The sequence below is a fragment of the Arthrobacter sp. UYEF36 genome, from assembly GCF_040547025.1.
Lineage (GTDB): Bacteria > Actinomycetota > Actinomycetes > Actinomycetales > Micrococcaceae > Arthrobacter.
Map to the genome: position 1 here is coordinate 329,778 of NZ_JBEPOX010000001.1, position 22,641 is coordinate 352,418.

At 67.5% G+C, this 22,641-nt stretch carries 19 protein-coding genes and 1 tRNA gene; 15 read left to right on the top strand and 5 right to left on the bottom strand.

The window, feature by feature from the left end:
* Positions 1–95 precede the first annotated feature (95 nt).
* The 4 genes from ABIB29_RS01620 to ABIB29_RS01635 all read left to right on the top strand — a co-directional run bounded on the left by ABIB29_RS01620 (position 96) and on the right by ABIB29_RS01635 (position 7,587).
* Complete coding sequence (locus ABIB29_RS01620; protein ID WP_354169457.1) at positions 96–959, top strand: SURF1 family protein; 864 nt, start codon at positions 96–98, stop codon at positions 957–959.
* The gene (locus tag ABIB29_RS01625) at positions 956–1,468 is read left to right on the top strand and encodes a DUF3817 domain-containing protein (protein WP_354169459.1); all 513 of its coding nucleotides are present in this window, start codon (positions 956–958) and stop codon (positions 1,466–1,468) included. Before ABIB29_RS01620 ends, ABIB29_RS01625 begins: the two co-directional genes overlap by 4 nt.
* A gap of 143 nt (positions 1,469–1,611) precedes the next feature.
* The gene (gene guaA, locus ABIB29_RS01630) at positions 1,612–3,201 is read left to right on the top strand and encodes a glutamine-hydrolyzing GMP synthase (RefSeq protein ID WP_354169461.1); all 1,590 of its coding nucleotides are present in this window, start codon (positions 1,612–1,614) and stop codon (positions 3,199–3,201) included.
* Between the two features lie 273 nt (positions 3,202–3,474).
* The gene (locus tag ABIB29_RS01635) at positions 3,475–7,587 is read left to right on the top strand and encodes an AAA family ATPase (protein WP_354169463.1); all 4,113 of its coding nucleotides are present in this window, start codon (positions 3,475–3,477) and stop codon (positions 7,585–7,587) included.
* 101 nt (positions 7,588–7,688) lie between these two features.
* Here ABIB29_RS01635 and cpaB read toward each other — a convergent pair whose 3' ends face one another.
* The 3 genes from cpaB to ABIB29_RS01650 form a co-directional block, all read right to left on the bottom strand.
* Complete coding sequence (gene cpaB, locus ABIB29_RS01640) at positions 7,689–8,243, bottom strand: Flp pilus assembly protein CpaB (protein WP_502915533.1); 555 nt, start codon at positions 8,241–8,243, stop codon at positions 7,689–7,691.
* A gap of 370 nt (positions 8,244–8,613) precedes the next feature.
* Positions 8,614–8,865 (bottom strand): FmdB family zinc ribbon protein, encoded by a 252-nt coding sequence (locus ABIB29_RS01645; protein ID WP_024367438.1) that lies wholly within the window; start codon positions 8,863–8,865, stop codon positions 8,614–8,616.
* A gap of 147 nt (positions 8,866–9,012) precedes the next feature.
* Complete coding sequence (locus ABIB29_RS01650) at positions 9,013–9,651, bottom strand: 5-formyltetrahydrofolate cyclo-ligase (RefSeq protein WP_354169465.1); 639 nt, start codon at positions 9,649–9,651, stop codon at positions 9,013–9,015.
* A 99-nt stretch (positions 9,652–9,750) separates the two neighbouring features.
* Here ABIB29_RS01650 and galU point away from each other — a divergent pair, with 99 nt between their 5' ends.
* From galU to ABIB29_RS01705, 11 genes are all read left to right on the top strand, one after another.
* Positions 9,751–10,668 (top strand): UTP--glucose-1-phosphate uridylyltransferase GalU, encoded by a 918-nt coding sequence (galU, locus tag ABIB29_RS01655; protein ID WP_354169467.1) that lies wholly within the window; start codon positions 9,751–9,753, stop codon positions 10,666–10,668.
* A gap of 5 nt (positions 10,669–10,673) precedes the next feature.
* Complete coding sequence (locus ABIB29_RS01660) at positions 10,674–11,294, top strand: GNAT family N-acetyltransferase (protein ID WP_354169469.1); 621 nt, start codon at positions 10,674–10,676, stop codon at positions 11,292–11,294.
* 116 nt (positions 11,295–11,410) lie between these two features.
* On the top strand, positions 11,411–12,397 hold the full coding sequence (locus tag ABIB29_RS01665; RefSeq protein WP_354169471.1) for a hypothetical protein: 987 nt from the start codon (positions 11,411–11,413) through the stop codon (positions 12,395–12,397).
* 123 nt (positions 12,398–12,520) lie between these two features.
* Positions 12,521–13,321 carry an SDR family oxidoreductase gene (locus ABIB29_RS01670; RefSeq protein ID WP_354169473.1) on the top strand — a complete coding sequence of 267 codons (801 nt, stop codon included), beginning with the start codon at positions 12,521–12,523 and terminating at the stop codon, positions 13,319–13,321.
* 46 nt (positions 13,322–13,367) lie between these two features.
* A tRNA-Ala gene (locus ABIB29_RS01675) sits at positions 13,368–13,440 on the top strand.
* A 263-nt stretch (positions 13,441–13,703) separates the two neighbouring features.
* Positions 13,704–14,246 carry a PadR family transcriptional regulator gene (locus ABIB29_RS01680; protein WP_354169475.1) on the top strand — a complete coding sequence of 181 codons (543 nt, stop codon included), beginning with the start codon at positions 13,704–13,706 and terminating at the stop codon, positions 14,244–14,246.
* Positions 14,247–14,251: 5 nt separating this feature from the next.
* Complete coding sequence (locus ABIB29_RS01685) at positions 14,252–15,964, top strand: ABC1 kinase family protein (protein WP_354169477.1); 1,713 nt, start codon at positions 14,252–14,254, stop codon at positions 15,962–15,964.
* Positions 15,965–16,019: 55 nt separating this feature from the next.
* Entirely contained in the window at positions 16,020–16,487 is a 468-nt protein-coding gene (locus ABIB29_RS01690; protein ID WP_354169479.1) for a GatB/YqeY domain-containing protein, read from the top strand.
* A gap of 161 nt (positions 16,488–16,648) precedes the next feature.
* Positions 16,649–17,770, top strand: coding sequence for a methyltransferase (locus tag ABIB29_RS01695; RefSeq protein ID WP_354169481.1), 1,122 nt, complete (start codon positions 16,649–16,651; stop codon positions 17,768–17,770).
* Between the two features lie 56 nt (positions 17,771–17,826).
* The gene (locus ABIB29_RS01700; RefSeq protein WP_354169483.1) at positions 17,827–19,419 is read left to right on the top strand and encodes an ABC-F family ATP-binding cassette domain-containing protein; all 1,593 of its coding nucleotides are present in this window, start codon (positions 17,827–17,829) and stop codon (positions 19,417–19,419) included.
* Positions 19,420–19,510: 91 nt separating this feature from the next.
* On the top strand, positions 19,511–19,825 hold the full coding sequence (locus ABIB29_RS01705) for a hypothetical protein (RefSeq protein ID WP_354169485.1): 315 nt from the start codon (positions 19,511–19,513) through the stop codon (positions 19,823–19,825).
* 39 nt (positions 19,826–19,864) lie between these two features.
* Here the strand turns inward: ABIB29_RS01705 and ABIB29_RS01710 are convergent, their stop codons facing one another.
* Entirely contained in the window at positions 19,865–21,583 is a 1,719-nt protein-coding gene (locus ABIB29_RS01710) for an ABC1 kinase family protein (RefSeq protein ID WP_354169487.1), read from the bottom strand.
* A 40-nt stretch (positions 21,584–21,623) separates the two neighbouring features.
* Positions 21,624–22,619, bottom strand: coding sequence for a magnesium/cobalt transporter CorA (gene corA / locus ABIB29_RS01715; RefSeq protein WP_354169489.1), 996 nt, complete (start codon positions 22,617–22,619; stop codon positions 21,624–21,626).
* Positions 22,620–22,641: the final 22 nt, after the last annotated feature.

Sequence of the window (22,641 nt, forward strand, 5' to 3'; positions counted from 1 at the left end):
GGCCCTTTCGTGTCGACTTCGTCGCCACGTAGGGACCCGGCTGCCCCACTCTTGCCGTTTCGTTGTTCTACACACGGACGAAGTACGGTTAAGGGGTGCTGAAAACTGCCCTCAAACCCCGCTGGATCGCAGGCCTGGTCTTCGCGATCGTCGTGTCAGGGGTGTTTGTCCTGCTCAGCCAGTGGCAGTTCGGCCGCTCGACGCAGCCCGAGGTGACGGTCGCCACCACGACCGAGGAACCCAAAGCCCTCACCACGGTGCTCCAGCCCGGGTATTTCTTTCCCGGTTCGGTCGCTGACCAGATCGTCACCGCCACCGGAAGCTACGATCCGCAGAAGCAGGTTCTCGTCCCGGGCCGCCTCAACGACGGCGCCACGGGCTACTGGATCGTTTCGGCCCTGGCCGTGAACGACGCCCCTGTCCTGACCGGATCCGGTGCTTCGCCGCAGACCTGGATCCCGGTGGCCCGGGGCTGGGTTGCGGACCCCGAAGACGCGCCCGCGCCGCCGTCGGGCACCATTGAACTGACCGGACGGCTGCTGCCCTCCGAAGCCCCGCTGCCCGAGACCGACGCGGGCCCCGGCCGGGCCAGCGCCGTCTCCGTTGCGGAACTCATCAACATCTGGGAAGTCAGCAGCTACCCCGGCTTCGTCGCTGCGAGCTCCGAAGCCGCCGGCGGCAGCGACGTCGGCGCCGCCGCGTCCGGCGGGGAGGTCAAGCCGCTGAACGTCGGGCCGCAGCCTCCCGCCGAAAAGGTCAACTGGCTGAACCTGTTCTACGCCGCGGAGTGGGTCGTGTTCGCCGGCTTCGCGCTCTTCATCTGGTGGCGCCTCGTGAAGGATGACTACCGACGCGGACTCGAGGACGCCCTCGACGAGGAACATGAAGCCGCGGCGCGGGAGCGCACCGAACCGGACCCCACCGAACCGCACACCACCGAAACGAAAGTGCAATCATGATCGAGCCCCAGCCGGCCGTCCAGCCGCAGCAGTCCAGCGCCCCCGGAAGCGGGCGTGGCAAGAAGCGCCGCTTTGGCGGAACCGAGGCCCAGATCCGCTCGGCGTTGAAGTTCTACAAGGTGCTCGCGTACATGACCGGCGCCATGCTGCTGCTGCTCTGCGCCGAACTGATCGCCCGGTACGCCTTTGGCCAGTACCTCTTCGCGGGCGGAACCAACGCCGTCACCGGTGAGCCGTTCGGCCTCGGCTTCGCCGATGCCGAGCCGCCCGGTGTCATCGGCGGCGTGAATCTCTCCGTCGCGGTCCTGATTGTGCACGGCTGGATGTACGTTGTGTACCTCATGTCCAACTTCCGCCTGTGGTCGCTGATGCGCTGGCCGTTCGCGAAGATGATCATCCTGGCGCTCGGCGGCGTGGTCCCGTTCCTGTCCTTCTTCGTGGAGAAGAAGTTCCACGCCGAGGTGGAGGCCGAACTGGCCGGGAACCCGCAGGCTCCGCAGCGCTACTGAGCACGCCCCGGCCCGGCACCGGGCGCCACCGGACCGGGCGCCCCCGGACCGGGCGTGTGAGTTCGCTTACCCGGTGGCCTTTCCCGGGCCCGGACCGGCTTCTCAATGTGCGGGCGGACGGCGCCGCAAAGTAGGCTGGTACGGTGACTACTCCCACTGCATCCCAGACGTCCCACAAGCCCGTGCTGGTTGTTGATTACGGTGCCCAGTACGCGCAGCTGATCGCCCGCCGCGTCCGGGAAGCGAATGTGTATTCGGAAGTGGTTCCGCATACCTACAGCACCGAGCAGCTCCTGGCCAAGAACCCCGCCGCCATCATCCTCTCGGGCGGTCCCGCGAGCGTCTACGCCGAAGGCGCCCCGAGCGTCGGGGCGGACCTGTTCGAAGCCGGCGTGCCGGTCTTCGGCATCTGCTACGGCTTCCAGGCCATGGCGAACGCCCTCGGCGGTAAGGTCGCCCAGACCGGGCTCCGCGAGTACGGCGCCACCGAAACCACCACCATCGGCGAGGGCCGCTCCATCCTGGCGGGCATGCCCCAGCACCAGAGCACCTGGATGAGCCACGGCGACTCCGTCCACGAGGCTCCCGAAGGCTTCGAGGTCCTGGCGACGACGGCCGGAGCCGACGTCGCCGCCTTCGCCAACGAGGAGAAGAGCCTCTACGGCGTGCAGTGGCACCCCGAGGTGAAGCACTCGGCGTACGGCCAGCAGGTCCTCGAGAACTTCCTGTTCAAGGGCGCGAAGCTGGAACCGAACTGGACCACCGGCAACATCCTTGAGGAGCAGGTCGACCGCATCCGCAAGCAGATCGGGGACGCCCGGGTCATTTGCGGCCTGTCCGGCGGCGTTGACTCCGCCGTCGCCGCCGCCCTGGTCCAGCGAGCGGTTGGCGACCAGCTGACCTGTGTGTTCGTGGACCACGGACTGCTGCGCGAAGGCGAAGCCGAACAGGTCGAACGCGACTTCGTGGCCGCCACCGGCGTCAAGCTCTACGTCGCCAACGAGCAGGATCGCTTCCAGTCGGCCCTGGCCGGGGTCAGCGACCCGGAGACCAAGCGCAAGATCATCGGCCGCGAATTCATCCGCGCCTTCGAGGAAGCCGAGCTGGCGATCATCGCCGAGGCGGCCGCGCACGGCGAGAAGATCAAGTTCCTCGTGCAGGGCACCCTGTACCCCGACGTCGTTGAATCCGGCGGCGGCGAAGGCGCGGCGAACATCAAGAGCCACCACAACGTGGGCGGACTGCCGGAAGACCTGCAGTTCGAACTCGTTGAACCGCTGCGCGCCCTGTTCAAGGACGAGGTCCGCGCCGTCGGTGCCCAGCTGGGCCTGCCGCAGGAAATCGTGGGCCGCCAGCCGTTCCCGGGCCCGGGCCTCGGCATCCGCATCGTCGGTGAAGTCACCAAGGAGCGGCTGGACCTGCTGCGCAAGGCAGACGCGATCGCGCGGGCCGAACTGACCGCTGCCGGACTCGACAACGAAGTCTGGCAGATGCCGGTCGTCCTGCTGGCCGATGTCCGCAGCGTCGGCGTCCAGGGCGACGGCCGCACCTACGGACACCCGATCGTGCTGCGCCCCGTCTCCTCCGAGGACGCCATGACGGCGGACTGGTCGCGGCTGCCCTACGATCTGCTGGCCAGGATCTCCAACCGCATCACCAACGAAGTGGACGGCGTCAACCGCGTCGTACTCGACGTGACCAGCAAGCCGCCGGGAACCATTGAGTGGGAGTAGCCCGGTAACGGGCTGATCGAATGGCCGGTCTCCTGGGGAGACCGGCCATTTCCCGTCTGTCCGGGTCGGCCCGGACGGGAGTCCGCCGGCCGCATTTGGCGGGGACGGGGGATCCGGTGAATTCGGTCGAATTTGTGTTCCGCCAGTGTTGCGGAGCCTCACCGGCGCCGGATTCGGGCTACCCTCGAATGCATGCCGGTATTGTTCAGGACGTCCCGCGCGAGCACGGAAAACGTGAGCACAGTAAACGCGAGCACAGAAAAGAAGGCAGCAGTGTCAGTTGGTCAAGGCCACCCCGAGGGCTCCGAAGAGCTCAGGAAATGGCTGTCTGGGCTCAAACCCGTCACCGGAGCAGACACCATGCTGCGCTTCACCAAGACGCCCGAGGGGTCCATTGACCTGACCCACGCGCACCCGTCCGGACTGGCGCAGCTGATGGCCGGCCGGCGCACCCGGCTCTCCACCCTGATCCGGGACCACCAGCAGTACGTCGTCGCCGCGAGGGCTTCGCGCAATCTGCGGTCCAAGATTTTCGAACTCGCCAATGACCGCGGCATCGACGCGGGCTACTTCTCGGCGGGCACGGTGGTCTGGACGTCCGCCGTTGGTGGAAAACCGCAGCGTGTCTCTGCCCCGGTCATGCTGGCCTCCATCTCCCTCACCGTGCGCCCGGGCGAGGACGACTACGAACTGCAACTGACCGAACAGGCCAAAATCAACCCGGCCCTGATCCGTCACCTGAAGACCATCCACGGGATTGTCTTCGACGTCAACGCCGTCACCCGCATGGCGTACAGCACCGCCCGGTTTGATCCCCAGCCGGTCCTCGACCGCCTGGGCACGCTCATCCAGCCCATCCACGGCGCCGAGGTCGAGCACAACCTCCTGGTCTCCACGTTCGCGGACCTGTCCGGGAGCCTCGCGGATCCCTGGATCAACGAGAACCATCCCCTCGTGGCGGCGCTTGGGCGCGCCGCAGCCGGCGGGGCGGCGGAGGTTCCCGAACTCAAGGCCGGGCGCTTCCCGAGCACCGATGAGCGGGATCCCGCCGAGGAACTGCTGCTGCTCGACGCCGACAACGACCAGCAGTACGTCATCGACGCCGTCCGGGCCGGAGACTCGCTCGTGGTCAGCAGCCCGCCGGGCACCGGCCAGACCCAGACAGCCATCAACACCATCGGCGCCCTCGTCGATCAGGGGAAGACCGTCCTGGTGGTGGGGGACCGGCGCGCCAGCCTGGGCGAGATTTCCGCAGAACTGGACACGCTGGGGCTGGACTCCACCCTGTTCCAGCTCGCCGGCAACACCACCCCGCTGCAGCTCAAGGGTCAGCTGGTCCGGGCCATCATGCGCAACGAAAAATCCCTCGAGCCCCAGCTCAGCAACCTGCACACCACCCTGATCGAGCACCGTCACGCCCTTCGGGACCACGTCGCCTCGCTGCACAACGTCCGCCAACGCTGGGGCTGCTCGCCCTACGAGGCCATGCAGTCGCTGGCCGAACTGACCTCGCTCCAGCCGGCCCCGGCCACCACCGTCCGGCTCAAGCGCAGCGTCCTGGACAACATCCGCGACCGGGAGGAACTCGCCGGGCGGCTCCACCGCGCCGCCGAACTGGGCAGCTTCAGCCGGTCCTCGACGGCAAGCCCCTGGCACGGCGCCCGCCTCCTGACCCGCAAGGAAACCCAGGAAGCCCAGCAGGTGGCCCGCTCGGTGGCCGGCAAGCTGCCGGAACTGCGCGAACTGATGAACGGCGTCGCCGATCATGCCGAGATCCGCCTTGGCCGCACCTTTGCCGAGTGGGGCGACCAGGTTGAGCTTCTCGTCGCGGTCCGCGAGAGCCTCGACAAATTCACCCCGGATATTTTCGACCGTCCGGTCCACGACCTCATCTCCGCCACCGCAGCCTCCTCCTGGCGGCGAGAACGGAACATCGAGATGCCGTCCATGCAGCGTTCCCGCCTGCGCCGGGTGGCGAAGGAATACGTCCGCCCGGGCGTCCACATCGCGGACCTGCACAGCTCGCTGGTCCTCGTCCAGGAGCAGCGGGCCGCGTGGTCCGGCTACGCCACAACGCAGCGCCACCCCGCAGTCCCGTCCGGCCTCGGGGAGATCATCGCCCTGTACCGCGAGCTGGAAACCGAGCTGGCCGAGCTGGGCCAGGCCGTCAGGCACACTGCCGCGGGCGGCGAATTGCACGCCACCCCCTACGAAGAACTCATGGAACGACTGGAACGGTTGGTTGCCGACACCGGGACGCTCGAGACGCTGCCGGAGCGGACGCTCCTGGTCGAGAACATGCGCGAGCACGGTCTCGGCGAACTGCTCGCCGACCTGGCTGACCGTGAGGTGCCGGCCGAATCGGTCGCCACGGAGCTCGAGCTCGCGTGGTGGCAGTCGGCGCTGGAAGCCATGATCAGCGGGGACGACTACCTGGCCATGTCCGACGGCGACGCCCTGCGTCAGCTCGAAGCCGAGTACCGCCTCGCGGACAACGCCCACATCGCCAGCGGTGCGGCCCGGCTGCGCTGGCAGCTGGCCGAACGGTGGCGGGCAGCCATTGCGGAGCAGCCGCGCCAGGCGGAGCTGCTGCGCAGCCTGCTCAAGGACGGCCGCGTCACCCTTCCGGCCCTGACCGGGCAGGCCCCCGAACTCCTGCCCGTGCTGGTGCCGGTATGGTCGGTGAGCCCCTATCTCCTGACGGCGGTCCTGCCCGTGGAGCAGAGGTTCGACGCCGTTGTCATCCTCGACGCCGAGGCGACGTCGCTGCAGGCTGTCCTGCCGGCCATCGCCCGGTCCAAACAGGTCATCGCCTTCGGTGACGACCGGATCGCCAGCCCGCGGACCTTCACCGTCAGCGTTGAGCGGCTTGCCGCCGGCGAGAGCTCCCACCAGGGTGTGGAGAGCGCTTACCAGGCTCTGGCGAACGTGTTGCCCACCTGGAGCCTGCGCACCGTCTACCGGGCCGTTGATGAAGACCTCGTGCGGCAACTCAGCAAGGGCTTCTACGACGGCGGACTGCGCCGGTTGCCGGAAGGCCAGTCCGCCACCGGGCTGGACCGCGCCTTGACGGTGGAATACCTGCCGGACGGCACGGGACTGCCCAGCGCGGACCAGGACGGTGTCGAATCCGTCGTGGCCGAGGTCAACCGTGCGGTGGAGCTCGTCTTCGAACACGCACGGCTGCGGCCGCGGACCTCGCTGGCTGTCGTCACCGGCAGCCTCAGGCACGCCGCCCGGATCGGCGAGTCCATCCGGTTGCAGCTGCCCAATTACCCGCTGCTGGCCAGTTTCTTCACCGCCGGCGACGAATCCTTCCGGGTGGTTGACCTGGAACGCGCCCAGGGCCTGGTCCGCGATCATGTGATCTTCTCGCCGGGGTATGGACGCACCCCGCATGGGCGGGCTCTCCACAGCCTGGGCCCGCTGTCCCTGGACGGCGGACGGGCCAAGTTCGCCCTCGCCATGACAAGGGCGCGACGGTCGCTGCACGTGCTGAGCTGCTTCCGTCCCGAGGATCTCGACGTGACCCGGCTGAGCCACGGCGCGGTCGACTTCTACGAGTTGCTGGACCGTGAAATCGCGGGCAACTCCGATCTGGGCAGCCCGGCATCGCGGGCAGCCGCCAGCGAACAAGCCCTGGGAGCAGACCCCCTCGTGGCCGACCTCGGCGACCGCCTGCGGGCCCGCGGTGCCAGGGTCTGGCACCAGTACGATGGCGCCCTGAACATGGTGGCCGCGGCCGATCCGCTGGACACCCTCGGACAGGACGACGCGGAGATTCCCCGGCCGGTGGCGATTGAGTCCGACGGAACCGAGCAGTACCGCCGGCTGACCGTCCGCGAACGCAGCAGGCTCCGCCCGCAACTCCTGGAGCGGCTCGGCTGGCGTTACATGCCACTATGGACCATAGAGGTGTTCACCGACCCTTCGGCCTGCGCCGACCGCATCGGCGGATACCTGGGCCTGGAAAGGCCGGCCGTGACGCACCGGAAACAGACCTCGCCGGGATTCTTCGACGACGACGTCGAGAATATGGCCGTCAACGAAGCGCAAGCCTCGGAGCGGCGGGCCTCGTCCGGACGGCCGGACAGCGGGCAGGAGTACAGAACAGATCAGGGCAGTAAGGAGGCAGGCGGGATGACTGCGGACGGCGATACCCAGAACCATGGCGATGTCCGGAACGGTGGCGACGTCCAAAACGGCGGCGAAAACCGGGACAGCATCAGGGCCGAGGCGACACAACCCGCGCCGTCGGCGGCGGTCCCCGCTGGTGTGCTGCCGAATAAGGCCGCTGAAGACGATCCCAGGCGCTGGGGCGACGAGCCGGGCGGCTACGACCATGACGCCTGGCTCGAGGAACAGAAGCCTCCGCACTGGGGCTAGGCTCCCCGGCCCGGCCCGGGGGATTGGGCTTGGGCCCGGGGGATTGGGCCCGGCCCAGCCCGGGACCGGGTTTCCGGCCAGGCTCCGGCCGGGAGGACCCGCTAGCCGGGAGCCGCCGCCACGAGGACAAAGAACAGCTTCCCCTGCGTGGATGCACCGGCGAGGCGTCCGGCCTGATCGACATCGACGGCAACGACCAGGAGACCGTCGGTCTCCCCGGTGGCCAGCCATTCGCCGGCTCCGCTGCCGTGTTCCGAGGTCCACAGCACCGGCACTGCGGCGGCCAGCACCTGGGATGCTGCCGGCTGGTCGAAGCTGTTGCCGGTTGTCATCACGACGTTGACGAGTTGCCCGGGGGAGACCAGCTGGATCGACGCGGGGTCCGCCATTCGGAGCGGCACGGCGGCAGATCCCGGCGGGCTTCCCGCCAGCAGGCCGGGACCAAGGAGCTGGGAGTCGGATAGCAATTGGCCCTTGCGGAGAGCCACCGCAAGCTGTTTGCCCTGCAGGGAATCGGCGCTGCCAAAGCTGCCGGCGGGCACCAGCCCGCGCGGGACGCTCAGCGCCGTCAGGTCGTCCGGGCCGAGCGTTTCCCCGGCCGGGAGGTCCCGAGCGGCAGCGAAAGCGGAGACCGTAAAGGCCGGGGCCGGTGTCAACTGTTGGACCGTGAGACCTGCAGCCAAGCACAGCAGCAGCGCAACCCACAGCCGCCGGTTGCGGGCCAGCCACCTGCGGGGAGGCTGTCCACCGGGTCCTGACCGGCGCGGCGGGCTTGCGGAGCCAGGCCGGGCCGGGCGGCGACCGGGGGAACCGCCGTTTCCTAGAACCGATAAAGGTCGCCATGAGCCACGGAAATAGGTGCCAAGGACAACCCTGGGGGAAACGCCTACGGGCGGGAGGGGTCGGGCGGTCGCCATAGCCCGACACTACGCAGGGGCGCGAATGCCGGGCAGCCGGTGCCTGGGCTATGTGGACAAAGCCCGGCAGGCATCGAACCGGAACGGGGCCGCAGCCCGCGGGCAGTTCCTAGCTTGCGGAAGCGGCGGCAGGCGCCGGAGTTGCGGCAGGAGCCGGGGCCGGCGAAACGGTGCTGCCTTTGGCGTCGCGGGAGTCGGTCCGGTAGAAGCCGGAACCCTTGAAGACGACGCCGACGCTGTTGAACTTCTTGCGAAGGGTCCCCTGGCACTCGGGGCAGGACGTGAGGGAACTGTCGGTGAACGACTGCACGATCTCGAAGGCGTGGCTGCAGTCCTTGCAGGCGTATGCATACGTGGGCACTGGAAATCCTCCTCTGGGACAAGCGAGCAGGTCCCGTGCTGTCCGGTGCGGATCGAGGCCGACATGTCCGTCGCTCGAATCCGTCCCTTAGCAGTCGCAGGGCCTGAGTGCTAATTCTATCACCCCGGCCTGGCGTCCATTTGTGAGCTACTGGGGCTGCAGCCGGAGCAGGCCCGCCGGGGTGAGGGCGGCGGCCACCTTCCGGTCGAAAGGCTCAGCCGGGATGCTGCCGGCCGGCAGGACCTCGCCGGCGTACACGACGGCGGCGGTCGGCACTGGCGGCAACATCGCGCCGTCGGATGCCGGGGTTCCCGACGGGAGGACCGCGGTCAGCGCGGCCAGGAACTTGTCGTAGTAGCCGCCGCCCTGGCCGATCCGGTTGCCGGCGAAGTCGACCGCCGTGGCCGGCAGGAAGATGCCGTCGGTGTGCCGCATGACGGTGCTGTCGTGGCGTTCGCCCGCTGGTTCCCGGATCGGCGCGTAGCTGCTCCGGACAAATTTGGATGCCGGTGTCCAGTACACCCAGCTCAGCGCCCGGCCCGGCTCGCAGACCGGAAGCAGCACCTGGTGCCCGGCCCCATGCAGCGCTGCCAGCAGGGGAAGGGTCGGGGGTTCGAAACCCACGCCCAGATAGGCGGCAAAAGTGCCCTGGCCGCCCCCGGTCAGAGCGGTGGCCCAGGCAAGTCCGTGGCGGGCAATGCCCTCCCCGGCGTTTTCCAGTCCGGCCGGTGTCAGCGCGGCACGCGCGGCGCGGTGGCTGGCCCGGATCTCTTCCTTCGACGGCATACCCGTGTTCCCCTCCGCGTGATGCAGCCCGGCAAACAGCGCTTCTCCCGGCGGCCCGAATGATTACCCAATGATTGGTCCCTCCGTTAGATTAGACCAGTGACTACACCCAACGCTCCCGTCCGCAAGGCCGTCATCCCCGCAGCCGGCCTCGGCACCAGGTTCCTTCCGGCCACCAAGGCCATGCCCAAGGAAATGCTGCCCGTCGTTGATAAGCCGGCCATCCAGTACGTCGTCGAGGAAGCTGTCAAAGTCGGCCTGAGCGACATCCTGATGATCACCGGCCGTAACAAGCGCGCGCTTGAGGATCACTTCGACCGCGTCCCCGCGCTGGAAGCCACCCTTGAAGCCAAGGGGGACACCGCCAAGCTCGAGTCCATTCAGGCTGCCAGCAATCTTGGGGACATCCACTACGTCCGGCAGGGCGATCCGATGGGCCTGGGCCACGCCGTACTCCGTGCAAAGCAGCACGTGGGTTACGAGCCGTTCGCGGTCCTGCTGGGCGATGACCTGATTGACGCCCGCGACGAACTTCTCAGCACCATGATCGAGGTCCAGGCGAAGACCGGCGGATCGGTGGTCGCACTGATCGAAGTTGAGCCGTCCGAGATCAGCGCCTACGGCTGCGCCGACGTCCAGCCGATCGGTGGCGAAGAGTACGTCCAGATCAAGCACCTGGTCGAGAAGCCTGACGTCAAGGACGCCCCGTCAAACCTGGCCATTATTGGCCGCTACGTCCTCCACCCGGCAGTCTTCGAGGTGCTGGAACGCACCGCGCCCGGCCGCGGCGGCGAAATCCAGCTCACCGACGCGCTCCAGGAGCTCGCCTCCGGCGACGGCGAAGGCTACGGCGTGTACGGCGTGGTCTTCCGCGGCCGCCGCTACGACACCGGCGATAAACTCAGCTACCTCAAGGCCTGCGTCCAGTTGGCCTGCGACAGTGACGATCTGGGTCCCGGCCTGCGGGAATGGCTGCCGGGCTTCGCCTCGAGCCTGGCCCCCAGCCTGACCAAGTAGCTTCCGTGGGGGGCAGCTTCCACTGGCCGGTGACGCTCGAAACCGGCGACCTCGTGCTGCGCCCGATCCGGTACCGGGACCGCAAGGAATGGTCCGAGGTCCGTTCACGCAACAGCGAGTGGCTGGCCCCCTGGGAAGCGTCCAACCCTGTCCCCGGGGGTGGCCTTCCCGACTACCGCCACATGGTGCGGTCCCTCAAGGCGCAGGCCGGCCAGGCTACGGCCCTGCCGTTTCTGATCACCGAGCGGACCCCGGGTTTCCGGGATCCTGTCATTGTGGGACAGCTGACGGTCTCCTCCATCGTGTGGGGCTCAGCGATGATGGCCACACTCGGCTACTGGGTGGACAAGGACCGGGCCGGGCACGGCTTTGCCCCGACCGCCGTGGCTTTGGTGACGGACTATTGCTTCCAGAACCTGGGGCTGCACCGGATGGAAATCAACATCCGGCCCGAAAACGGGCCCAGCCTCCGGGTGGTCGAGAAGCTCGGCTTCCGTGACGAGGGCTACCGGCCGCGGTTTCTGCACATCAACGGTGGATGGGCTGATCATCGGAGCTTCGCACTGACGTCCGAGGAAGTGCCGGAGGGGCTCCTGTCGCGCTGGCAGCAGAGCCGTCCGGCGTAGCCGGCAGACCCTTTCTGACCAGCGCTTACGTCATCAATCCAGTCATTTGACAGTTCCCCCGCGACACACCGGGGACAATGCGGTCCCGCACCCCGCATTACTCATACGGTTTTGATGTGGACTTCCCTCTTAGCAGCTCTGTGATCCTTGTCATTGCTGTTGCGCTCTGGATTGTGTGGGTTGCCCCCTACATGCTCCGGAACGGACGCCACCAGCTGCAGCCTGCGGGCGAGCTTGCGGCAGACATGATCGATCTTGAAACAGCAGCCCCCCAAGCCGGGAACGTCATGAAGATGACGGCCCAGCAGGAGAAACCCATGACCAGCACCCAGCGCACCGAGTCCGTCCCGGGAACAACCGGGTTCGACGGCGGCCCCAAGACTTCAGCCACCGGCCCGGCGTTCAGAATCCGCTATGGCCGGCTGGCCCTCGCCCTGGGCGGCTTACTCTCGCTGCTCACCGGCGTCGTCTCGGCTGCCCTGCGCCTCTTCGGCCTTGGCTCACCCTGGCTGCCTTTCCTTGGGTTGTTCGGCGCCGTGGCCGCGGTCTTTATGCTCCGGTGGCTCGCGGTCAGGGACCGACGCCGGAAAGTGAATGCCGCGTTTCGCGCGGCCATGAGCGCACCCGCCCACGGGGCCGTACGCGCCCCGGAACGCGCCCCGCTGCGGGAGCCGTCGGGCGAGCCCCGCGAACGGCCGGAGAGCCCGCTCTTTGACGCCCAGGCCGACACCGCAGAACGGAAACCGGCCGCGAAGCCCCTGACCGGCCAGGAACTCCGCCAGGCGGCGCTGGCGGAAGCTCTGGCCTCGGGCGACACCTCCGTCCGTGGCGCCGAGGATGCCCCGACGGCCGAAGGATCCAGCTGGGAGCCGGTGGAGGTCCCCAAGCCCACCTATGTGGAGGCGCCGAAAGCCGAGCGGGCCGCCCCGGAGCCGCTCGACCTGCCGGAAGCCCCGAAGGCAGTCGGAAAACCGTCGCTGAAGCAGGGCCTTCCGCAGACGCCGGCCGGCAGCCTCGATGCTGACGCCGGGCAGAAGCCACTGGGCAAGGCCCAGAGTGCCCTGAGCAACCTGGACGATGTCCTGCAGCGACGCCGGGCCTGAGCCTCTTTCTACCAGCCCCGGGCAGCCAGCAACGGCCACCCGGGGCTGTTTTGTGCCCGGCTGATCACATAACCCGCAGGTCCAAACGGCCGGGAATCAGGCACGGGCCTATAGCCTCAAGGCATGACACGAATTTGCGTTGCCGGGGGAACCGGCCAGGTGGGCCGCGAGGTCGTACGGCAGGCCGTCGCGGCCGGGCACGGGGTTGCCGTCCTCAGCCGGAATCCGCCTCCCCCCGGGGCCCCGCTCCGGACGGACGGGGCGGAGTACTTCGCAGCCGACGTCACCTCCGGCGAGGGGCTGGCAGCGGCGCTGGCCGGGGCCGACGTCGTGATCGACTGCCTGGAGGGGCGCTCCGGGCGGGCCCTGAAAGACTTCGCCGACGGCGGCGCCCGGCTGCTTGCCGCCGCCCAGGATGCCGGCGTAGGAAGGGCCGTGGTTCTCTCCGTCGTCAATTGCGACCGCAGCAGCTTCGGCTACTACGCCTCGAAGGCAGCGAAGGAGCAGATCTACGAGCGGTCCGGACCGGAGACCGTCGCGCTCCGGGCGACGCAGTTCCATTCCCTCCTCGCGGCAGTCTTCGCGGCGGGATCCAAACTGCGGATCATCCCCGTGGTCAAAGGTGCCCGCTTCCAGCCGATTGCGCCCGCCGATGTGGCGGCGGCCCTGCTCGAGGAGGCCCTGAAACCAGCAACGGGCCGACGGCACAGTGTCAGGACCATCGGCGGCCCCGAGATCCAGGGGATGGCGGAGTTCGCCCGGCAATGGAAGGCGTCTACCGGCTCCCGCGGACGATTTGTGCGGTTCCCGCTGCCCGGCGCGATGGGAAAATACCTGCGCGCGGGGATGAATTTGGTGCCGGAGGAACGCCACGCCGGTGAGACTTTCGGCGGCTGGCTGGCAAAGAACGCGGATAGTTTGTAGCCTAGGGACACCGGCAACGCCGTTCCTTCGGGACCGGCGTTGCTTCGGGGCTATAGCTCAGTTGGTAGAGCGCTTCGTTCGCATCGAAGAGGTCAGGAGTTCGAATCTCCTTAGCTCCACAAATTTCAAGGGTTATTGAACCTTTGAGTGCCTGGAGGCACATCAGCAGGCAGGATTGCCTGCCCAGGCTAACCCTGAGGCAAACTCGTGACCAGTCGTCGCGAAGGATCAAGTCCGATCGGTTTCGCGGTCGACGGCGTTGCGGCGATTCCCGTGTTGGCGCCGGTGTTCCACCGTCTTCCCGCACTATTCGTCGTGAGTGTCGGGGATGTATCGTTGACTATCGTTGTATATCGTTCGCGGTTTGACAGAGGAGAACATGATGCGTAGTTCATACCCGGCAGGCGGATTCCGCGGCAGCAACGTCGACGGCATGTGGCAGGCCGTGGAGGAGTTGCGGTCAATGTTTGAGAAGCGCTCGGGCACCCGCGCGGGTCGGGGCGAGGTGCGGTCGGCAGTACTGGCACTGCTCGCGGAGAGGCCGATGCACGGCTACCAGATCATCCGTGAAATCGAGGAGCGCAGCGGCGGCAGCTGGAAGCCCAGCGCCGGCTCTGTCTACCCAACGCTGCAGCTGCTGGCCGATGAGGGATTCATCAGTGCCGAGGAATCCAACGGCCGCAAGATCTACTCGCTCACGGAAGCAGGCCGCGAGGATGTAGCGGGTGCCGATGCGTCTGCGCCATGGGAGCCAATGGGGCCGGCGTCGGGCACCGGGTTCGCGGCGCTCCCCAAGGCGGGCGTCGAGCTCGCGCAGGCCGCGTCCCAGGTGGGCCGCACCGGCTCGCGCGAGCAAGTGCAGGAGGCCGTGGCGGTGCTCGACGACGCACGTCGCCGGCTGTACTCGATCCTCGCCCGGGACTGACGGGGGTGACGTCGGTTCGTCGGGACCGGGCAGATCCGGTACCCGGCGCCGGGGACACCCGTGCCCGTTACCGTCGCATCCTGCGCTTCGCCGCCTGGCATCTCGCGGTGACGTGGTGGTTTGAGCTGTTCCTCCCCCGCATCGGGCTAGCCAGGATTGCCGAGCGCACCAGGACGAAGAGGATGCATCGCTTCGCGCAGCGCTTTCATGTGCTCGCGGTGGACCTTGGCGGTCTCATGATCAAAGTCGGTCAGTTCCTGTCCTCCAGGCTCGACGTGCTTCCGCCCGAAATCACCAAGGAACTCGAGGGACTGCAGGACGAGGTGCCCCCGGTCTCGTTCTCCGCGATCCGCACCCTCGCTGAAGCTGAGCTGGGCGCGCCGCTGGAGCAGTTATTCGCCTCGGTTGAGGAGACGCCGATCGCAGCAGCGTCCCTCGGGCAGGCGCACCGGGCGAGGCTTCTTCCTGGCGATGCCGCCGACACCGGGCTCGACAGTGTGGTGCTGAAGGTACAGCGGCCGGGCATCGACGCCATTGTCGACGTCGACCTGGCGGCACTGCGCAAAGTGGGCGGCTGGCTCAGCCACGTGCGCCTGGTGTCCGACCGCGCCGACATGCCCGCCCTGGTCGAGGAGTTTGCGCAGACCAGTCTTGAGGAGATCGACTACGCGAACGAGGCGGCCAATTCGGTGCGGTTCGCTGTTGATTTCGCCGACGACGACCGGGTGGGTGTGCCCGACGTCGTCTGGGAGCGGAGCACCCGCCGGGTGCTAACCCTCGAAGATGTCACGGCGATCAAAATCACGGACGCGGAGGCACTTCTCGCGGCGGGCATCGATCCGGCCCAGGTTGCGCCGGTTTTCGCATCGGTCATGTTCGACCAGATGTTCACGAACGGCTTTTTCCACGCTGATCCGCACCCGGGCAATATCTTTGTCACTCCGGGTACCGGTTCGTCCACAGATCGTCCCTGGAAGCTGACGTTCATCGACTTCGGCATGATGGGCGAGGTTCCGGCGAGTACGCGCAGCGGCCTGCGGAAGCTGCTCATCGCGGCCGCTTCGCGTGATGGTAAGGGGTTGATGACCGCGATCAGCGACGTGGGTGTGCTGGTGCCCTCGGCCGACACGGTCGAGCTTGAGCGGGCGCTGACGCACGTGTTCGCCCGCTTTGGCGGGATGGGCTTCGCCGAGCTTCGCGAGGTGGACCCGCGGGAGTTCCTGGATTTTGCGGTGGAGTTTGGTGACGTGGTGCGCTCGTTGCCGTTCCAGTTGCCGGAGAACTTTCTGCTCATCATCCGGGCGATGTCACTGACATCGGGTGTGTGCAGCACGCTGGACGCCCGGTTTAACTTATGGGACTCGGTCGAACCCTATGCGGCGCAGCTGCTGCGCGACGAGCGTGGCAACATCGTGCAGGACGTGGCCCAGCAGGCGTTCGATGCCGCCGGGCTGGCGCTGGGTTTGCCGAACCGTCTGGATGGGCTTCTCACCCGACTCGAGGACGGTTCCCTGTCCGTTGCCAATCCGCGTCTCGAGCGGCAGGTGGCGCGGCTTGACCGCACGGCGCAACGATCGGCATCGGCGCTGGTCTTCGGCGCCCTGCTCATCGCAGGTTCTGTGGTCCGGGCGGACGACACGGTGCTCGGCAGTGTGCTGATGATCGTGTCGGTGGTTCCGCTGCTGCATGGGCTGTGGGTTGGGCGCAGCGGCCTCTGATTGGGCTGGTGACTCCGCTCAGCCCGATATCCTGTCCAGTGAGACGAGGAGAATCATGACCACCCTGAAAGAACGCCTGCACGCCGACGTCGTTGGCCACATGAAGGACCGCAACAAGGTCGCGCTCACCACGGTGCGCAACGTCCTGGGCGAAATCGAAACCCGCGAGAAGTCCGGCAAGACCCCGATCGTGCTGGACGACGCCCAGGTGACGTCCCTGCTGCAAAAGGAAGCGGCGAAGCGCCGCGACACCGCCCGCATCTACACCGAGGCGGGGGAGTCCGGGCGGGCGTCGGCGGAAATCGCCGAAGCCGAGATCATCGAGGCCTATCTTCCGAAGGCCCTGACCGCAGCCGAGGTGGAGGCGATCGTCGACGAGGTGATCGGTGGCCTCACCGCCGATGGCACCGAACTGACCATGCGGCAGCTCGGCGCGGTGATGAAGCCTGTGACCGCCAAGGTCGCCGGGCGCTTCGACGGCAAGGCCGTCAGCGAGATCGTGCGCAGCCGCATCGTCCAGTGACAGCAAGCTCGCCTGTATCCTGAGAAAGTGCGTCCCGCCGCAAACGTCAGTCTCCGATCCGCCCCTCGGACGCTGGGATTGGAACTTATATCGCAACCGCCGTACCCGACCGCCCCCTGGCAATCCCGACGACCGCCCGCACGTCCCCGCAGGCAGCCTCGGTGAATGAGCCTGCCGTCGTGACGTGGGAAGAGGGTGGCCACAGCAGGACCGCCCGCTGGCGATCGGCGAACGAACGACCAGCGCCCGCCCGCGTCGAAGTGGTCACCGACTCCCTCACGGCGGACGAGGCGAACAGGATGGCGTCCCAAGGCATCGCGATGCTCTGGCACGGTGACTTCCACAATGCGCGGCAGATCCTCAACGCCCTGGACCGGCGGGTGGGCGCCGGGAAGAAAAAGGCCGCTGACGCCCCGGCCGATGAGTTCTACCGGCACCGACAGTCCCGCTCCCACCGCGCACGCATTCTCGGCCTGCTGCTGATTCCGCTTGATCCGGGACCGGTGGTGCCGCTGCGGCGCGCCCCGGACATCCAGGCCGCCGCCAAGGAGGCGTACGGGGACATCAGCGAGTCCTCGGTGGTGTCGCTCCATGAGCTTGTCGGGGCCATCGGCGCGCACGAGTGGCGCAAAAACGGTGTCTTCGTTGAGGCCCTGCAGGGCCGCATCCATCCGCACTACGGCACATTTTTTCCGACCCGTAGCGAGTACGTTGATCTGGTGTCAGCCGCCCCGCTGCCCTCCGACAGGCTGGCGTTCGACGTCGGGACCGGCACCGGGGTGCTCGCTGCCGTGCTCGCCCGCCGTGGCGTACACCGTGTGGTGGCGACGGACAACGAACCCCGCGCGATTGCCTGCGCCGGCGAAAACTTCCGGAACCTGGGCGTCCAGGACCGTGCGGAGGCTGTCCTGACCGACATGTTCCCGCCCGGCCGGGCGCCGCTCATCGTCTGCAACCCGCCGTGGATTCCGGCCACGCCGCATTCCTCCCTGGACAATGCCGTGTACGATCCCGGCAGCCGTATGCTGTTCCGTTTCCTGAACGAGCTCTCCGACCATCTGGAGCCGGGCGGTGAGGGGTGGCTCGTCCTCTCGGACCTGGCCGAGCACCTCGGTCTGCGGTCCCGTGGCGACCTGCTGGGCGCCATCGAGGCGGCCGGGCTGAAGGTGCTGGAGCGGTCCGACACCAAGCCAACCCACCCCAAGGCATCCGACCGCAACGATCCTCTATTCGAGGCCCGCGCGGCCGAGGTCACCTCGCTCTGGCGGCTCGCAACCCGTTAGTGCCATGCTCCGCCGTGTGCCCTGCCGTTCAGACCCAAACCGAAAGTGAAATACCCATGAGCCTGATCCGGCTGCAAGACGTCAGCGTGCGCTTCGACAACACCCAGATTCTCCGGGAAGCGTTCTTCCGCCTCGAGACCGGCGACCGGGTGGGCCTGATCGGCAAGAACGGCTCCGGCAAGACGACCATCCTCAAACTGGTCCTTGACCAGGTGACACCGGATACCGGCACGGTCACCCTGGAACTGGGCACCAAGGTGGGCTATTTCTCCCAGTTCTCGGAACTTAACGGGGAAGCGACGATCAGTGACGTGCTCGATGCACTGTTTACCGAGATCAAGGCGGTTGAAGCTGAGCTGGCCGCCATCGACGCCACCATCGCAACTGGCCCTGCTGACACCGAACTCGACCGCCTCATCAGCCGCCAGGCCGAGCTGTTCGAGGACATGGAACGCCTCGACGGCTGGGACTACCCGCGGCGCATCGACACTGTCCTCACCACGCTGGGCTTCGACGAGGCCCACCGCAACTGCGCGATCGACGAATTGTCCGGCGGCTGGCGCAACCGTGCGGCCCTGGCCAAGATCCTGCTCGAAGGCCCCGACGTGCTGCTCCTCGACGAGCCCACCAACTTCCTCGACGTGGCCGGCGTCGAATGGCTCGAATGCTGGTTCCGGGACTTCAAGGGTGCCGCGATCATCGTCTCGCACGACCGGAAATTCCTCGACGCCGTCGTCACCCGGATCATCGAGGTGGAAAACTTCCACCTGCACGAATACCCGGGCAACTTCGGCGAGTACGTCGTGCAGAAACAGTTCCGCCTCAAGACCCTGGAGCAGCAGTTCGTGCACGAATCCGAGCTTCTGGCCTTCGAAGCCGAAGGGATCGCCGACCGCCGCGAGGCGGCCAAGGCAGCCAGCAGCGGGCTGGGGAACCAGCTGGCAAAAATCAAGAAGGCCCGCACACCCCGGCCGGTCGACCAGATCGTCACCGAGATCTACGGCGGCCTGCACGTCAAGGACGTGCTCTGCCGGGTGGAGGGACTGGGCAAGTCCTACGGGGAGAAGCTGCTCTTCGACGGCCTGAGCTTCGAAATCCGCCGGGGCAACCGGATCGTGGTCCTCGGCTCCAACGGCAGCGGCAAGTCCACGCTCCTGAAGGTGCTGACCGGCGAGGAGCGCGCCGACTCCGGCGAGGTGGCCTGGGCCAAGGGACCGGGTTTTGTCTCCTACAACCAGATGCTCGAGGACCTCGACGACGCCGACACTGTGTCGCACGCCGTCAACGCGCTGCCCGACAGTCTGGCGTTCAGCGCCACGAAGAAGTCCGTCAACCGGTTCCTGGCGATGTTCCAGTTCTCCGAGGCGGACCTCAAGCAGAAAATCGGGAACCTCTCCGGCGGGCAAAAGGCGCGCGTCGCCATGGCGCAATGCCTCCTGTCCGGCGCCTCGGTCCTGCTGCTGGATGAGCCCACCAACCACCTGGACATGTCCAGCACCCAGGTCATGGAACGCGCGCTGGTGCACTTTCCCGGCGCCGTCGTCGTGGTCAGCCACGACCGCTTCTTCAGCGAAAAAATCGCCAACCGCCACCTGGTGTTCGGCGCTGACGGCGCGGCTCCGGGCGAAATCGACGTCCGCGCCGCCTAGCGCCGCTGACTATCTGACGCGCGGGCCGCGGGGAATGTGACCGCACGCTGTCCGGACCCCTGAACCGCCGTGTCCGCGGGATAATGGAAGCATGACCGAACAGGACCAGGACCGCGACCCGTGGGATGAGTTCGACCGGCTCAAACCGGGGGGACCTGACCGGGTGGCGGGCCACCCCGGGGGCGAACCCGTGGGCTTCGGCTTCCGCACGGGAGTCCGCAGCGCGAAAGTGGCCATCGGCTTCGCCGTCTATGCCCTGACCCTGGGAACCATTCTGGTGGTGATCGGCGCCATCGTCTTCATCGGCGAAAGCCAGTGGCTGCTGCTCGGGCTGATGGTGCTGATCGAGGCGGTGTTTGTCCTGGCGTTCAGCCGGCTGGTCGCGCAGGCGCGGCGGCGCCGCTGACAGTACCCGCCCAGGGTCCCGTCCTGCTTGCAGTGTGCCCTACTTCCGGTGTCTGGAGGTCAGGGCCAGGTAGGCCCCGAGGGCGCCGACGCCGCCGATCCCCGCGGTGAAGAGGGCCTTCGGCCAGTTCCGCCAGCGGTCCGGCTGGGCGGACACCAGCTCTCCGACAGCGTTGATCAGGGCGGCGGTGATCAGTCCGGCGACGATCCGGTTTCCGGTCTTCTCCGCTTTGTCCATCAGCCGGTCCAGCTCCTCGGCCCGGAAGTGAATGTCGATGCCACCGCGCTCCAGGACATCCACCACCCGGCGCATGATCTCCGGCGCATCCGTCCCGAAGCGCAGGGCTTCCCGTCCGAGCTTCTTCAGCCGGTCCGCCAGGGCCTCGGGGGACAGCGAGCCGAGGATCATTTGCTGCGAGAAGGGTCCCAGCTGGGTGGTCAGCTCGAATCCGGGATCCAGCTGTTTGCCAAGACCGTCCGCCATCACCAGCATTTTCAGCAGGAGGGCTGTTTCCCGCGGCAGCCGCAACCGGGACTCGCGCAGCAGGGCCGCCAGTTCCGCCAGCACCGGGACGATCGGAATCTCCGCGAGCGGCCGTCCGGCGTACCGGTCCACGAGCCGCCCCAGGTCCGTCTGCAGTCCGCCGAAGCCGCCGCCCGCCTGAGCCCCGCACATGCGGACCAGGGCCGTGGTCAGCCGGGCGGCGTCCCGGTCCACGATGGCCACCAGCATCCGCACCAGCTGATCGCGCGTGGAGTCGCTGATCTGGCCGACCATACCGAAGTCGATGATGCCCAGGCGCCCGTCAGCCTCCACGAAGAAGTTTCCCGGATGCGGGTCGGCGTGGAAGAAGCCGTCCTCGAACACCATCTTCAACAGGACATTGCACGCCCGCCGGGCCAGCTCCGCGGCGTCGATCCCCGCCTCCCGCAGCGCGGCCGCGTCGTTGACTTTGATGCCCTGGATCCGCTCCAGCGTGAGCACCCGGGACGTGGTGGTGTCCCAGAAGACCCGGGGGATGTGGACGCGGGCGTCGCCGGCGAAGTTCGCGGCGAAGCGCTCCACGTTCCGGGCTTCCTGGAGGTAGTCCAGTTCGGCGCGCAAGGTCTGGGAGAACTCATCCACGAGGGCCGCCAGATGGACGCCGGCGGCCCGTGTGGAGGCCCGCTCCGCGCGTTTGGCCAGCTCGGCCATGATCTCCAGATCCTCATTGATCTGGGCCACGACGCCGGGCCGGCGGACTTTGACCACGACGTCGATGCGCCGGCCGCCGTCGGCTGCCCCGCCGGGGACACCCGATGCCGTGTCCTCCGATGCGGTGTCCTCCGGGTGCGGGGCGATCCGGCTGCAGTGGACCTGCCCGATGGAACCGGTGGCGAGGGGCGTGTCGTCCAGCGAAGCGAGCAGCCCGTCCGCCGCGGTGCCAAGCTCCTCGGCGATAACGGCGCGGACCTCGGCGGCAGTTACGGGCGGGGACGCGTCCTGGAGCTTCGCGAGCTCGGTCGCGTACTCCGGCGGAAGCACATCGGTGCGCGTTGACACGATCTGGCCGAACTTGATGTAGACGGCGCCGAGGTCTTCCAGGGCGAGCCGGACGCGCACCGGCAGGCTCACGCCCCGGGGCGGGCGCCTGCGCTGGGCCGTTGCCCCGTCCGCGGGCCGGAACCTGTCCAGCCCAAGGGTTCCCAGCGCGAACCCCAACCCGTGCCTCGTCAGGGTCTCCACGATGTCCCGCAGCCGGTCCCGCCGTGCGCTCATGACGCCAGACTACACGCGGGTCCGCCGCTGGATCCGCTGGCTAGAGCCAGCCCTTCCGCTTGAAGATGCCGTACATCAGGGCGGCAGTGGCGGCCATCAGCCCGATGGCCATCGGGTAGCCGAAGCTCCATTGCAGTTCGGGCATCCGGTCAAAGTTCATGCCGTAGACGCCCGCGACAAATGACGGGGCGAAGAAGATCGCCGCCCAGGACGAGATTTTCTTGACCTGTTCGTTCTGCTCGGCGCTGGCCTCGTTCTGGCGGTTGGCCGTCAGGGTCCCGTCGAGGGTGAGGGCGTTCTGCAGGAGGTCCCGAAAGGAATCAGCGCGCGAGATCAGCCGCTCCACATGGTCTTCGACGTCGCGGAGGTTGTGCTGGAGCTCGGATTTCACCTCATACTTCTCGAACCCGCGCCGGAGCAGCTGCATCATGGCGGGGAGCGGATGGATGGCGCGCTGGAACTGGATGACTTCGCGGGCCAGTTCGTAGATCCGCCGCGAGACCGTGGAGTCGCCGCTGAACAGCTGGTCCTCGATCTCGTCGATGTCGTTCTCCAGCCCGGACACGACCGGGACGTAGTCGTCCACCACCTGGTCCATCAGGGCGTAGAGCACAGCCTCCGGGCCGTGGCACAGGAGGTCGGGGCGCCGCTCCAGTTTTCGCCGCACCTGCGCCACCCCGCCGGTCTCGGCGTGCCGGACGGTGACAACGAAGTTCTTGCCGGTGAAGACATGGAGCTCACCGAATTCCACGGTTTCCGACTCGTCGAGGTACCGTGCGGGCCGCAACACCGTGAAGAGGATGTCGTCGTAGCGTTCGAGTTTGGGTCGCTGGTGCGCCGAAATCGCGTCTTCCACGGCGAGGCTGTGCAGCCCGAACTCCGCCGCGACTGCGGCCATTTCATCTTCCGTTGGACGGTACAGGCCGATCCATGCCATCCCGCCGTGCCGGCTCAGTGTCGCAAAGGTCTGCTCGAGGTTCTGCGGCTCGGCGCTGCGCACGCCGTCAACGTAAACGGCGTTATCGATGATAGTCACGGGCCTATTATCCCGCCTCCTG

What these genes read in the sequence shown, in the direction of transcription:
- ABIB29_RS01690 (WP_354169479.1), top strand. Translation starts at nt 16,020, where the DNA reads ATGACCACCCTGAAAGAACGCCTGCACGCCGACGTCGTTGGCCACATG.
- ABIB29_RS01680 (WP_354169475.1), top strand. Translation starts at nt 13,704, where the DNA reads ATGCGTAGTTCATACCCGGCAGGCGGATTCCGCGGCAGCAACGTCGAC.
- ABIB29_RS01700 (WP_354169483.1), top strand. Translation starts at nt 17,827, where the DNA reads ATGAGCCTGATCCGGCTGCAAGACGTCAGCGTGCGCTTCGACAACACC.
- ABIB29_RS01625 (WP_354169459.1), top strand. Translation starts at nt 956, where the DNA reads ATGATCGAGCCCCAGCCGGCCGTCCAGCCGCAGCAGTCCAGCGCCCCC.
- ABIB29_RS01710 (WP_354169487.1), bottom strand. Translation starts at nt 21,583, where the DNA reads ATGAGCGCACGGCGGGACCGGCTGCGGGACATCGTGGAGACCCTGACG.
- ABIB29_RS01670 (WP_354169473.1), top strand. Translation starts at nt 12,521, where the DNA reads ATGACACGAATTTGCGTTGCCGGGGGAACCGGCCAGGTGGGCCGCGAG.
- ABIB29_RS01705 (WP_354169485.1), top strand. Translation starts at nt 19,511, where the DNA reads ATGACCGAACAGGACCAGGACCGCGACCCGTGGGATGAGTTCGACCGG.
- ABIB29_RS01650 (WP_354169465.1), bottom strand. Translation starts at nt 9,651, where the DNA reads ATGCCGTCGAAGGAAGAGATCCGGGCCAGCCACCGCGCCGCGCGTGCC.